Origin of the sequence: Desulfobacter hydrogenophilus (assembly GCF_004319545.1) — a bacterium.
In the GTDB taxonomy this organism is placed as follows: Bacteria; Desulfobacterota; Desulfobacteria; order Desulfobacterales; family Desulfobacteraceae; genus Desulfobacter; species Desulfobacter hydrogenophilus.
This window is the reverse complement of sequence record NZ_CP036313.1, coordinates 5,017,537-5,030,445: the sequence shown is the minus strand read 5'-3', so window position 1 is coordinate 5,030,445 and position 12,909 is coordinate 5,017,537. Positions and strand designations below refer to the sequence as shown.

The 12,909-nt window shown below is 45.6% G+C and carries 11 protein-coding genes and 1 tRNA gene; 9 read left to right on the top strand and 3 right to left on the bottom strand.

Features of this window, described 5'->3' with window-relative positions; translation table 11 throughout:
- The first annotated feature begins 71 nt into the window (after window positions 1-71).
- From EYB58_RS22385 to cysK, 3 genes are read left to right on the top strand one after another with little or no spacing between them, the layout of a single operon-like run.
- Window positions 72-464, top strand: coding sequence for a helix-turn-helix domain-containing protein (locus EYB58_RS22385; RefSeq protein WP_111955627.1), 393 nt, complete (start codon window positions 72-74; stop codon window positions 462-464).
- 5 nt (window positions 465-469) lie between these two features.
- The gene (locus EYB58_RS22380) at window positions 470-1,444 is read left to right on the top strand and encodes a serine O-acetyltransferase (RefSeq protein ID WP_111955625.1); all 975 of its coding nucleotides are present in this window, start codon (window positions 470-472) and stop codon (window positions 1,442-1,444) included.
- Window positions 1,441-2,358 carry a cysteine synthase A gene (cysK, locus tag EYB58_RS22375; protein ID WP_111955623.1) on the top strand — a complete coding sequence of 306 codons (918 nt, stop codon included), beginning with the start codon at window positions 1,441-1,443 and terminating at the stop codon, window positions 2,356-2,358. The genes EYB58_RS22380 and cysK overlap by 4 nt, the downstream gene beginning before the upstream one ends.
- Window positions 2,359-2,538: 180 nt before the next feature.
- On the opposite strand, the gene EYB58_RS22370 is transcribed toward cysK, so the two are convergent.
- Window positions 2,539-3,219 (bottom strand): hypothetical protein, encoded by a 681-nt coding sequence (locus EYB58_RS22370; RefSeq protein ID WP_111955621.1) that lies wholly within the window; start codon window positions 3,217-3,219, stop codon window positions 2,539-2,541.
- A gap of 268 nt (window positions 3,220-3,487) precedes the next feature.
- A complete protein-coding gene (aspA, locus tag EYB58_RS22365; RefSeq protein ID WP_111955619.1) occupies window positions 3,488-5,350 on the bottom strand; it encodes an aspartate ammonia-lyase in 1,863 nt (620 codons plus the stop codon).
- Between the two features lie 232 nt (window positions 5,351-5,582).
- Between aspA and EYB58_RS22360 the strand changes: the two genes are divergently transcribed.
- From EYB58_RS22360 to EYB58_RS22340, 5 genes are all read left to right on the top strand, one after another.
- Entirely contained in the window at window positions 5,583-5,999 is a 417-nt protein-coding gene (locus EYB58_RS22360) for a secondary thiamine-phosphate synthase enzyme YjbQ (RefSeq protein WP_111955617.1), read from the top strand.
- Between the two features lie 12 nt (window positions 6,000-6,011).
- Window positions 6,012-6,692 (top strand): response regulator, encoded by a 681-nt coding sequence (locus tag EYB58_RS22355; RefSeq protein ID WP_111955615.1) that lies wholly within the window; start codon window positions 6,012-6,014, stop codon window positions 6,690-6,692.
- On the top strand, window positions 6,685-8,112 hold the full coding sequence (locus EYB58_RS22350) for a sensor histidine kinase (protein ID WP_111955613.1): 1,428 nt from the start codon (window positions 6,685-6,687) through the stop codon (window positions 8,110-8,112). Before EYB58_RS22355 ends, EYB58_RS22350 begins: the two co-directional genes overlap by 8 nt.
- An 87-nt stretch (window positions 8,113-8,199) precedes the next feature.
- Window positions 8,200-9,618: a Do family serine endopeptidase gene (locus EYB58_RS22345; protein WP_111955611.1), complete on the top strand. Its 1,419-nt coding sequence runs from the start codon at window positions 8,200-8,202 to the stop codon at window positions 9,616-9,618.
- Window positions 9,619-9,704: 86 nt separating this feature from the next.
- Window positions 9,705-9,965 (top strand): glutaredoxin family protein, encoded by a 261-nt coding sequence (locus EYB58_RS22340; RefSeq protein WP_111955609.1) that lies wholly within the window; start codon window positions 9,705-9,707, stop codon window positions 9,963-9,965.
- Window positions 9,966-10,329: 364 nt separating this feature from the next.
- Here EYB58_RS22340 and EYB58_RS22335 read toward each other — a convergent pair.
- Window positions 10,330-10,405 (bottom strand) — tRNA-Ala (locus EYB58_RS22335).
- Between the two features lie 317 nt (window positions 10,406-10,722).
- On the opposite strand from EYB58_RS22335, the gene EYB58_RS22330 reads away from it, so the two are divergent.
- The gene (locus EYB58_RS22330) at window positions 10,723-12,627 is read left to right on the top strand and encodes a peptidylprolyl isomerase (RefSeq protein ID WP_111955607.1); all 1,905 of its coding nucleotides are present in this window, start codon (window positions 10,723-10,725) and stop codon (window positions 12,625-12,627) included.
- Window positions 12,628-12,909: the final 282 nt, after the last annotated feature.

Genomic DNA, 12,909 nt, shown 5'->3' with positions numbered 1-12,909 from the left:
TGAATATTTGACAGTTACCACATTGTGGTATATTATACTGAAGATATTCAATTATTTTATGGAAAAAACCGATGGTCAGCAATGAATTTAAAAGACTCAGATCTCGTTTAGACCGTACCCAGAAAGAGATGGCCCAGCTTTTAGGGGTATCTGTTAAAGCAATACACAGCTATGAGCAGGGGTGGCGTAAAATTCCCGGCTATGTGGAGCGACAGGTCTATTTTTTGCTCTCCCGTACCCTGCAGCGGACCGGCAAGAGAAAAAAGTGCTGGGACCTTTTGAAATGCCCGGAAGAGCAGAAGATCCGTTGTCCGGCCTATGAATTCCAATCCGGGGATTTGTGCTGGTTTGTTAACGGTACCCAATGCGGGGGCAACATTTATGATTCCTGGGAGAAAAAAATGGAAGTGTGCCGACGTTGTGATGTATTTTTGGAAATGTTTGATGATATGCAGGGGTGTTAAGAAAAATGAGTATGTTAAATAAAAAAGAAGAGCTGTGTCGCTATGTGGGCTCTCAGGCCCGGGATGAGCAACGAGCTGCCCTTCCCGGGGTTATTGATCGAATTATACATACCTTGGATGACCCTGAGTGCTTTGCCCACATTGGTAATGAACCCATCCATTTTTCCACCTCGGTCAGGGATATGATTGAAAAATTAAGAAATATTCTGTTCCCCGGATATTTTTCAAATGAAAAAATGGATAGTGTCAACCAGACCTACCACATGGGCCGTGAAATCACACGGCTCTACGATATCCTTTCCAGGCAGATCATTCATGTATTGCGCCATGACTGTTTAAGATTTGACAGGGTCTGTTCGAAATGTGAACGCCGGGGGAATGAGGCTGCGTTCACAGTGATCGAACAGATTCCTATTCTGCGAAAAAAATTGGCTGCCGATGTCAGGGCTGCCTATGACGGAGATCCGGCCGCTAAAAGCCACGATGAAATTATTTTTTCCTATCCGGGGCTGTATGCCATCACGGTTCACCGGATCGCCAAGATCCTTCATCAGCTTGATATTCCGCAGCTTCCCAGGATTATGTCGGAACTGGCCCACAGTCTGACCGGTATTGATATTCACCCGGGTGCAACCATTGGCGAGCGTTTTGTCATTGACCACGGAACGGGTGTCGTCATCGGAGAAACATCCGTGATCGGTGAAAATGTGCGCATCTACCAGAATGTCACCATCGGTGCGTTGTCCCTGCCCAGGGGGGCGGGAGAAAAGCTGCGCTGGACCAAGCGGCACCCCACTATCGAAGATGATGTGATTATCTACTCAGGGGCCACCGTTCTCGGGGGGGATACCGTTATCGGTGCACGGTCTGTTGTGGGCGGAAACGTATGGCTCACACGCTCTATTCCGGTAGACACCAAAATTTTTATTGAAGAACCCCGACTGATTATTAAAAAAACAAACAAAGGAGACGGGCTTTGAAAACAATTAACGATATTACCCAGACTTGCGGTAATACTCCCTTGGTTTATCTGGAAACCTTTTCCCGGGAGTGTGGGGCACATCTTTATGCTAAACTGGAGTATTTCAATCCATTGGGCAGCGTCAAAGACCGGATCGGTCTTGCTATGATTGAGGCAGGTTTGAAAAGCGGACAGATCGGACCGGATACATTGATCGTGGAACCTACCTCAGGGAATACCGGAATTGCTCTGGCGTTTGTGTCACGTATAAAGGGCCTGAAGATTGTTTTGACCATGCCGGAAACCATGAGCCTGGAACGCCAAAAACTTTTGCATCATTTAGGGGCACAACTGGTTTTGACTCCGGGGCATCTTGGCATGCAGGGCGCCGTGGACAAAGCGACCGAGATGGTGGCAACCCACGAGAATGCCTTCATGCCTGACCAGTTTTCAAATCCCGCCAATCCGGCTACCCATAGGGCCACCACCGGTCCTGAGATTTGGGAGGCGCTACAGGGTCGGGTTGATATTTTTGTGGCAGGTGTCGGTACTGGTGGCACTATAACCGGGGTAACTGAATATATTAAGGGCAAACATCCGGATTTTATGTCCATTGCCGTGGAACCGGCTGATTCGCCTGTACTCTCCGGCGGGAAAGCCGGTCCCCATGTTATCCAGGGGATTGGTGCAGGTTTTGTCCCGGCTAACCTGAATCGTGAACTGGTCGACCAAGTTTTTCCGGTCAAAGGAGAAGATGCCGTGAATGGTGCCAGAGCCCTTGCCAAATCATCTGCAATTCTTTGCGGCATCTCATCTGGTGCTAACTTTCATGCGGCCTTTCAGACAGGTTTGAAGCATCCGGGAAAAAATATTGTTTTTATAGTATGTGATACGGGAGAACGTTATATCAGCACAAGCCTATTCGACCTGTAATTAAGTTGTTTGCACCTGTGTGTGGGGGAGGCGCTTAAAAGAATAAAGGGGAAGTGTCCGGAAATAACCCCTACCCCCTTGTTTTTGTTTGAGCACCGTTCTGTTTGAATAAGATACAACTCAATGATCAAGTTTAATGATATCAAAATATTATAAAAAACTTGATCATTGAGTACAAGGTTAATTTAGCCCCTGCATGTCGTCTTCCAACTCCTTGACATACTTCTCACCTTTCTCTTTTCGCCACTTCTTGACCTTATGTAGCATGTAAGCAAAGGATGTACCTTCAGGAACATTAATTTTAGATTTGGTTGTTGAAGATCCCGACGTCCCAAGCTCTATAGAAAATCCAGAACTAGCGATAGGTACACTGGCAGATACCGAGTTACTGTTAGAAATAATTTCGGCTAATTGCGCCTCCATTACTACCCATACGGAGCTAGCAATTCGTCCATCATTCCCTTCTTCTTCTATTGATCGTCGTGCTTTGTTTGCATATTCATTGAGAAGCTTTTCGAGTTGGTTTTCTCCAATAGTTATCTTCATTAATTTAAGATCAGCTTTTTTTGCTGCTTCACGGCTAAAGCCAAATGTTCCACCAGCAAGAGTCAGGTACTTTATCCCTACATTCACCTCAGTATCAGAGTATTTCTCCCATTGTATGTCATAAGGTCCCGTAATTTTGATTTTAACTTTTTCAATATTTTGGGGCCTTACAGTTCCTGCAACATTCAAATAGTTAGGTCTGTTGATTGGTGTTTTCTTCTTTCCAAAAGAAAGAAAGTTAACATCTTCGCTACCTCCACGAAAATAACCTTTACCATTATATACAAATTTTGAATTTGAAATTTTTACGCTCATTTCTATACCCCCGTTTTATGAAAACTTCATTGGTAAGTATATCTTGAGGCTACCGTATGCCCTTCAACTTTTTTCTGATCGCTTTCCACATAATCCCGAATTATATTTTAGGTCATTTTATCACCTCATAATATATAAATTCAAAAATCACTTTATTTTATCAAACGACTTCTATGTCGCTATATACAATATAAGTCTCGACTTATTTTGGTCAAGAGTGAAAAGATGGCTTTTATCCGGTGCTATCAAATATTTATGCTGCAGGCGTTTAAATTTCCCTGGGGTCGGTCATATTTTCCGGGCGCAGCATTTCATCCAGTTGTGCTCTGGTAAGCACTCCTTTTTCCAGAACCAGATTATATACACTTTCCCCCGTTTTGAGCGCTTCCTTAGCAATGGACGCGGACTGTTCATAACCAATTACCGGAACCAATGCGGTTACCAGTCCGATGCTGGTCTGCACATATCTTTGGCACATATCCCGGTTCGCTTCAATGCCGCTAATGCAACGTGCAACCAGTGTGATGCAGCCATTTTTAAGGATCATCATGCCGTGCAGCAGATCAAACGCAATGATAGGCTCCCCCATACACAGCTCTAATTCACTGGATTCTGCTGCCATGGATACAACCGTATCGTATCCCATGACCTGATAACAGATTTGGTTCATCAATTCCGGGATAACCGGATTCACCTTGCCCGGCATAATGGAAGAGCCAGGCTGCATGGGGGGCAGATTAATTTCATTTAGACCGCAGCGGGGGCCGGAAGACAGCCAGCGAAGATCATTACATATTTTTGAAATCTGTACGGCCGCAAGTTTGAGATTGGCGGACATGTGGACAAAAATACCGGCATTCTGGGTAGCCTCTACCAGGTTCTTGGCCCGTCGCAACTGAAAGCCACTCACTTGGGTAAGCTTTTTTACTACCAGGGAGGCATACCCTGGCGGACTGTTTATGCCGGTACCAATGGCTGTTGCCCCCATATTCACATCCCGAAAGGCTTCGGCTGCCTGGATGATGGAATTGATGGCGCTGTCAATCATGACCGCATAAGCGCTGAATTCCTGACCCAGGGTCATGGGGACGGCGTCCTGATTTTCGGTGCGTCCCATCTTCAGCACGTCTTTAAATTCTTCAGCTTTTCTTTCCAGGCAATTGCGCAGTTCTTCCATTGCCCGCACCAGATTTTTTTTAGAGAGTAGTACTGCCAGTTTTATTGCCGTGGGATAGGTGTCATTGGTGGATTGGGAGCAGTTAACATGATCATTGGGGTGCAGATATTGATACTCACCTTTATTATAACCCATGACTTCCAGACCGCGATTGGCAATTACCTCGTTGGCGTTCATATTGGTTGAGGTTCCGGCACCGCCCTGAAACATGTCAACGGTGAACTGGTCGTGCAGTTTGCCGTACAGAATTTCATCACAGGCCTGGGCTATGGCTTCCATCTTGGCCTGGTCAATCCTGCCCAATTCATGATTGGCCATGGCCGCAGCCTTTTTGACCATGGCCAGCGCTTCGATCATGTGTTCAAAATTATTGATATGCACGCCGGATATGGCAAAGTTTTCCATGGCACGTTGGGTCTGAACGCCGTAATATACATCATTGGAAATGTCACGTGTTCCCAGGGAGTCATGTTCCAGGCGAAATCCGCTTGTGACTACATCATCGCTTTTCTTGTTTTCAAAAATTTTATCGTTAAGTATGCGCATTCGTCGATTAATGCTGACGGCAATCCGGGAAACGATCCTGTAAAAAAAATCAGGCTCAGTTTCTCTAAATACATCAATCGTTTTCTGTGATACCTGCCAGATTTTCACACCGTTTCGGGTAAACGCACCATTGACGTGTGAATCATCCCCCAGAAAAGCACTTTCGCTGATCATGGACCCTGCAAGCATGGACCCAACTTTGCGTGACGATCCATGCAGTCCACGCACCAGTTCAACGCCCCCCTCAAGAATAATACCGGCCCATCTTCGGGGCGTTGATTCGTGGAATATCCATTCATTGGGCAGGTACACCTGCTCTCGGCCTTCGGTGAAAAAAGTTGCAAGATCCTTTTCAGTGATACCGGTGGCTTTTGCGGCCAGCTTGATAATATTTTGTTTTATCGACATGAATTTTTCCTACCAATAACTGCGATAAGGGGCAAGGGAAATCGGAGAACGTATTTTTTACGTTTCTGAGTAACTCAACAAAATCATGTTATCAAAAAGCAGTGAAAAAATAGCCCTGGTATTGATTAATTTCAACTGGGTATAATAATATTTCCATTGACAGGCTGTCTATTATGGATTTTAACCCATCTTTCAAACGAACACAATAAACTAACGTACCAAGGATAAATTCATGAAGCATTACAGAAAAGAGCTCTGGTTTGAGGTGCCCGGCCGCAGGGCATTTATTAATATTACCCCTGACATTGAAGCCTGCCTTGCCCAAAGCGGTATTAAAAACGGACTGCTTTTGTGCAATGCCATGCATATTACCGCCTCCGTATTTATAAATGATGATGAGTCAGGGCTTCACCATGATTATGATGTCTGGCTTGAGAAACTTGCACCCCACGCACCAGTGGAACAGTATCGGCATAATGTGGGTGAAGACAATGCTGATGCGCATATGAAACGCCAGATCATGGGCCGGGAAGTGGTGGTGGCCGTTACCGACGGACAGCTTGATTTCGGCACCTGGGAGCAGATTTTTTACGGTGAGTTTGACGGTCGCAGAAAAAAACGGGTTCTGGTAAAGATTATTGGAGAATAGGATGACAATATCATGAGACTTCTTTTGGTTGAAGATGATGAAAAAATAGCCAAGTTCGTTGAAAAGGGGTTAAAGTCATCTGGGTTTGCCGTGGATGTGGCTGGTACAGGCCCGGACGGCCTTGATATGGCTTTAGGTGCGGACTTTGATACCCTGATCATTGACATCATGCTGCCGGGCATGGATGGATTTGCCCTGATAGAAAAATTGCGGGCCAGTGGTAAAAATACCCCAATTATTGTACTTAGCGCCCGGGGCAGAGTGGGGGACAGGGTCAAAGGCCTTGAGGCCGGAGCGGATGACTACCTGACCAAACCCTTTTCTTTTTCAGAACTGCTGGCCCGGGTCCAGGCCCTTATCCGGCGGGCCGGGAACAGCATTGAGCCTGTGTCCCTGTCCTATGCGGATTTAAGTGTGGATATCGTTAAACGTCAGGTCAAAAGAGGCGATGATTTTATTGAGTTGCAGCCCCTGGAATTTTCCCTGTTGGAATATCTGCTCCGCAACCGGGAACGAGTGGTTTCAAAGACCATGATCATGGAACATGTCTGGAATTATAATTTCGACCCCATGACCAATGTGGTGGAAGCCCGTATCTGCCGGTTGCGTGATAAGATTGACAAGGGCTATTCAAGTAAGCTTATTCACACGGTCCGGGGCGCAGGTTATGTATTAAAGGCAGACGATGCCTGAGTTTTTCCGTACCGTTTTTTTCAGGAGTATCGCCTTTCGGCTGACCGTATGGTATGCAGGTATTTTTTCCATCTCATCCTGTGTGGCTTTCGGCCTGTTTTATTTCCTTGCTACCCAGACGATTATGAATCAGGTGGATCAGGAACTTATGGACAAGGCAGGATATTTTCGCACGGTCATCAGCCGGGGGGGGATTGTGGGCGCCCAGAATCTGGCCGTCATTGAGGCCCAGGCTGCCGGGGAAAAGCAGATTTTTTTCAGACTGCTTTATCCCACAGGTGAGGTTTTTGCCTCATCATCTATGTCCTATTGGAAAGATGTCCGTATAAACAAGGGAATGATGGACCGACTTATGAAGTCCCGGGTCACTGTCTTTAATACGGTTCACATTGCAGGCCAGAAACAGACCGCCAGAATGATGTATACCTTTGTGGCCTCCAATGTTATTTTGCATACCGGCCTTGCCATGAATGCGTATTCCCGGTTTTTGTTGGGCTTTAAGAAAATATTTTCCATTTCCATGGGTTTTGTGATTTTATTTTCAGCTGTTTCAGGCATGTTTTTATCCCGTGAGGCCCTTTACGGTGTTGCGGCCATCAGGGCTACAGCGAGCACTATAACCGGATCCAATCTGAACGAACGAGTTCCGGAATCCGGCAGCCGTGATGAGCTTGATCTTTTGGCTGTGACATTTAACCGGATGCTGGATCGGATTTCAGCCCTGGTGAAAAGTATGCGGGAGATGTCTGATAATATTGCCCATGATCTTAAAAGTCCGTTGACCCGTATCCGGGGATTTGCGGAACTGGCCTTGATCCAGGAAAGCCCAGGGGATATCGAATCCTATCGGACCATGGCGGCTAACACCATTGAGGAATCCGATCATTTGCTGGATATGATCAACACTATGCTGGTCATCTCCCGGGCCGAGGCCGGGGAGGCTGAATTTGAGTGCGCACCTGTGGATTTAAGTGCCATGATCATTGACGCCTGGGATCTGTTTGTGCCCCTGGCCGAAGATAAGCAGATTACCTTTACCCAGCAGGTGGACAAGGCGTTGTGGGTACAGGGGGATGCCGGCATGCTCCAGCGTGCCTTTGCCAATCTGATTGACAATGCCATCAAATATACCCCTGAAAAAGGCCTTGTCCATTTAACGTTGCGGGCTTGCGGCAAAGAACTGGTGGAAATTCAGGTTAAAGATTCCGGGCCCGGCATTGATCCACAAAACTGTCAAAAGATTTTTGAGCGGTTTTTCCGGGAAGAATCTTCCCGGACAACGCCGGGTACAGGGCTTGGTTTAAGTCTTGCCAAAACCATTATAGAGCAGCATGCAGGCACAATCTCAGTGCAACCCGGTGAAGATGGGGGCAGTGTTTTTATCGTAGTATTACCGCATCGTAATTTTCAGATCATTTAAAAATTATCTTTGTGTTTTATATTTTGTCCATGTTCACAACGTATGCGTTTGAAATATATTAATATAGTTTTTAAAGGAGGTAAAAAAATGAGATCGGTGGATAAAAAAATTACAATTTTCACTATATGTCTGATGCTTTTTGGCCTTTTGGCCTTTCCTGCGCTGTCTGGTGCATGGAGCCGGATGGTGCCGGCAAATTTTTCAGAACTGGCGCAACAGGCAAAGTCTGGTGTGGTCAATATCCAGACCGTGAAGACAATCAAGGGCGGTGGCCGGGTTTTTCGGCATTTTTTTGGATCCCCGTTCGGCAACCAGCCGGGGATAGAGGACTTTTTCAGTCCCTTTAGGCAGATGCCGAGAAATCGTACCGAAAGCAGCCTTGGATCAGGATTTATCATTGATAAAACTGGATACATTGTAACCAATAACCATGTGATTAAAGATGCGGACCAGATTAAGGTTATCCTTCATAATGACAAGGAATATGATGCCCGGATCATCGGGGCAGATTCCGTAACAGACCTTGCATTGATAAAGATTGATGCCAAAGATCTTAAACCGTTGAAATTCGGCTCCTCCAAGAATGCCCAGGTTGGTTCCTGGGTCGTGGCCATTGGCTCTCCCTTTGGTCTTGAGCAGACAGTGACCGCCGGTATCGTTTCTGCCAAGGGCAGGATCATCGGCTCGGGCCCCTATGATGATTTTATCCAGACCGATGCGTCCATTAACCCGGGTAACTCCGGCGGCCCCTTGCTTAATATGGACGGTGAAGTGGTCGGCATCAATACCGCTATTATTAAGTCCGGTCAGGGCATTGGTTTTGCCATCCCTTCGGATCTGGCCACCAGTGTTATCGATCAGCTTAAGGATTCCAAGCGTGTATCCAGAGGATGGTTAGGTGTGTCCATCCAGGATGTAAGCAAGGAGATGAGTGAATACTATACGCTGGATCCGGATGAAGGTGTTTACGTGGCAAAAGCATATGAGGATAATCCTGCATACGAGGCCGGCATCCGCCAGGGTGATGTGATTGTCAGTGTTGAGGGTGTGAAAATAAGCTCATCCAGGGACCTGACCTTGACCATTGCCAACTTAAGGGTGGGTTCCAAGGTAGATATTGGGGTGATTCGCCAAGGAAAAAATAAAACGTTTACGGTTAAACTTGGTGAACGCCCGGATAACTCAGAAGATTCTCAGTTCGGAGAAGAACTCAATAGTTTTGACGACTTGGGCTTTATGTTTAAATCTTTGAATGAGGATTTAGCCGGGCAGCTTGGCTACCCCTCATCCATCAAAGGACTTGTGGTGACCCAGATTGATCCGGGCTCCCAGGCAGCAATGTCCGGCGTGAGAACAGGGGATCTGCTGGTGGAAATAAATCATAAAAAAATTACCCGCTTAAGTGACTATACCCGAACAATGGGTAAAATAGAGAAAGGACAGACCGCCCACATGCTTTTTAGACGGGGGAACTCCCAGATATTTGTGGTCCGGTTTGAAAAATAGAGAAATTTAACAGCAAATATTATTTTGAATACGGTGCACGCTATGAATCGGTGTGTACCGTTTCAGCTATTTAGAGGAGAATTTTTATGTTAACCGTTTACGGGGCCGCATGGTGTCCCCATTGCACACAGACCGTATCCTATCTGGAAGAAAAGCACATTGATTTTAAGTATGTTGACATCGAATCAGCACCCGATGACGTGGTGCAGCAGGTGATAGAAGTTAACGGCGGTGATGATTGGGTGATCCCCACACTTGAAAACGACGGGAAATGGCGGCCCGGCAAGGTGTTTAACCGTCGTGAGATCGACAGCGACCTGAAGGCGCTTGGCCTCAAATTCGATTGATGATGATGGTTTTGGCTTTTTGAACCTGAAAAATTGCCGTTTGATAATGTTGGTGTCATGTTCAGGTTATGTTCAGGTGTTAATTTACTACTCAGCGCTGGATGATTTGCTGTTGCGGCGAATGCGGTGTAAACCGTTATTGATAAATTATAACCGGCGAAAAATCTCCCTCCTTTTTAAAACGGGTTGCCTTTTTTAAGGCAGCCCGTTTTGCTGTCCAACTGATCTATATCGATCATGAATAATACCAGTGTGATGACCCATTACAATAGGGCCGCTAACTATCAAAAAAAAGTAAAGAAATAAAGATTGGAGAATGGATAAATAAAAAAAGCCACTGTCAAACAGCGGCTTGTTTTTCTATTGGTGGAGCTGAGGGGGATCGAACCCCTGACCTCATGGCTGCCAGCCATGCGCTCTCCCAGCTGAGCTACAGCCCCACAAAAGAGTGGGTAGATGTATAATAGAAACAGCATGACGTGTCAACATAAAAAAAAATATTTTTTTCAAAATGGATTAAAATTGCAGGTTTAGAATAGTTATTGACACAAGGCGGTGTGAAGCGATATTATTTTATTTTTTCATATAAAACAGCCACGGCCTGATCCGGTTTTTTACCGTGGTTCAGCCCACAACAAAAATTGAAATATTTGTGTATGTTACACATACTTTTTTATAGAAAATCACGAATAGATTAAGGCCATCCCATAGCCACTATATTAAGTTAACAAAAACACGGTCAAGGAGTTATACACGAATGCTGCGTTACCTTCGGGAAAATACGGGGAATTGGATCATAAAGTTTTTTTTGGGCATCATTGTTATTGTATTTGTATTTTTAGGCGTTGGCAGTATGAACGCTGGCAAGCACAATCAGGTAGCCACGGTGAATGACCAGGCCATCACATTTGCGGAATACCGAGATGCCTATCAGCGCATGATTCAACGCCTTCAGCAGCAGTTCGGGACCTCCTTAGATGACGAATTGATAAAGTCGATGAATGTTAAGCAGTATGCAGTGAACAGTCTGATTGATCAAAAAATTCTGGAAATTGAGGCCCAAAAATTAAAAATTGTTGTTTCAGACGAGGAGCTTAAACAAGATCTGCTGTCAGCCAAGGCATTCCAGAAAGACGGTGTCTTTAATATGGATTTGTACAAGCGGGTGCTTGGACAGAACGCCATGACACCTGAAACCTTTGAAGCGATGCAGCGCAACACCATCAGGAATACCAAGCTCCAGCGCATGGTTATCAATGGTATAACCGTAGGAAATCAAGAGGCCCAAGCGTGGTATTCATTTAACAACACAAAAGCCGGTATTGTCTCTGTTCTGATTGACCCGGAAACATTTTCTGATGTCTTTGCCGATGAAGATCAGATTCGTGCCCAGTATGACGATCATCATGAGCTGTATATGTCTGAGCCCAAACGCAAAGTGGCATTCCTCGTATTTGCGCCGGAGGATTTTGAGGACCAGGTTAAGATTGATGAGACTTCGATTCGGGATTTTTATGATCAGAACGCTCCACGTTTTACCACGCCGGAACAGGTTGAAGCCAGTCATATCCTTATAAGAGTGGATGAAAGCGCGGATGAGCAGGTTGTGGCCAAGGCCAAAGAAGAGGCTTTAAACATTTATAAGAAAGCCGTCAACGCAGAAGATTTTTCAGCGCTTGCCAAAACCTATTCCCAGGGACCGTCTGCGGCCGGCGGTGGGTACCTGGGCCGGTTCGACAAAACGAGTATGGTTAAACCCTTTGCTGATGCTGCATTTTCCATGAAATCAGGCGATATCTCACAGCCTGTCAGGACCCGTTTCGGGTGGCATATTATTAAGGTGACGGATAGAACGCCTGAAACCGTGATGCCTTTTGAAATCGCTAAAGTACAGATTCAAAAGGAACTGGCTTCAAGCCGGCTTCAGGATTTGGCATATAATAAGGCTGAGGATGCTTATGATGCGGTGCTTGACGGTGATTCCTTTGAACAGGTTGCCTTGGTTGCAGCGAAACCGTCTGTAAACACGCCGGCTTTTACTGCCTTGGGAGCGGAGCTTAAGGGTCTGGGCATTTCAGATCCCGGTGAGTTCGCTAACACAGCCTTTTCCCTGGTTGATAATGAGATCAGTGAAGTAAAAAAAATCGGAAATAATTATTACCTGATGCATGTGCTCGAGAAGATAGACCCAATGCTGCTTGCATACGAAGATGTTAAAAATGAAATTGCTGTTACATTAACGACTGGCCTGCAAAAACAGGCCGCGAAGAAAGCGGCTGAGTTAATGCTTGAAAAAGCAGGCAATGGTGCTGAAAGTCTTGTAAAACTTGCCCGTGACAACCACCTTAAGGTTGAATTCAGTAAGATGTTCACCCGCAACGAAGCTGTTCCAGGTATTACGGGGTCAGAGGTCATTGCACAAGCCGCTTTTACCCTTGATGAAAAAAATTCTGTCTATAAACAAGTTCTTGAAGTTTCCGGAAAATTCTACCTTATCGGCCTGAAGGAAAAACAGGCACCTGATGCAGCGTCCATTGCCGATAATCTTGACAAAGTTAAACTGCAACTTGAAACCCGAAAACAACAGGATTATTATTCTCAATGGCTGGCGGCCCGGAAAGAGAACGCTGAGATACGGATAAATACAGATATTATTAACTGATATTCAGATAGATATCAGTCTGCTGTCATGGTGCCGATAAATGGCGATTCAGGATTTTTTTTGACTTTGAAGCGGTTTTATCGGTTCTGATACGTTGTTTTTTAGATAATAGTCCAGATCAAAAAGCTGTTTAAATGTAAGATCAGTAAATTTGACATGGCGCTTTCTGACTTTCATTGAACTGAATGACGGTGCATCCGTTATTTCATAGTCGGCAACGGTCTGAAAGGGAAGATCGCCGACATAATATCCCATACTGCTTAAGAAAATAGACTCTTGGTT

Coding starts and splice junctions, on each gene's coding strand:
- EYB58_RS22350 (WP_111955613.1), top strand. CDS start 6,685: ATGCCTGAGTTTTTCCGTACCGTTTTTTTCAGGAGTATCGCCTTTCGG.
- EYB58_RS22340 (WP_111955609.1), top strand. CDS start 9,705: ATGTTAACCGTTTACGGGGCCGCATGGTGTCCCCATTGCACACAGACC.
- EYB58_RS22345 (WP_111955611.1), top strand. CDS start 8,200: ATGAGATCGGTGGATAAAAAAATTACAATTTTCACTATATGTCTGATG.
- EYB58_RS22380 (WP_111955625.1), top strand. CDS start 470: ATGAGTATGTTAAATAAAAAAGAAGAGCTGTGTCGCTATGTGGGCTCT.
- EYB58_RS22370 (WP_111955621.1), bottom strand. CDS start 3,219: ATGAGCGTAAAAATTTCAAATTCAAAATTTGTATATAATGGTAAAGGT.
- EYB58_RS22330 (WP_111955607.1), top strand. CDS start 10,723: ATGCTGCGTTACCTTCGGGAAAATACGGGGAATTGGATCATAAAGTTT.
- EYB58_RS22360 (WP_111955617.1), top strand. CDS start 5,583: ATGAAGCATTACAGAAAAGAGCTCTGGTTTGAGGTGCCCGGCCGCAGG.
- EYB58_RS22385 (WP_111955627.1), top strand. CDS start 72: ATGGTCAGCAATGAATTTAAAAGACTCAGATCTCGTTTAGACCGTACC.
- aspA (WP_111955619.1), bottom strand. CDS start 5,350: ATGTCGATAAAACAAAATATTATCAAGCTGGCCGCAAAAGCCACCGGT.
- EYB58_RS22355 (WP_111955615.1), top strand. CDS start 6,012: ATGAGACTTCTTTTGGTTGAAGATGATGAAAAAATAGCCAAGTTCGTT.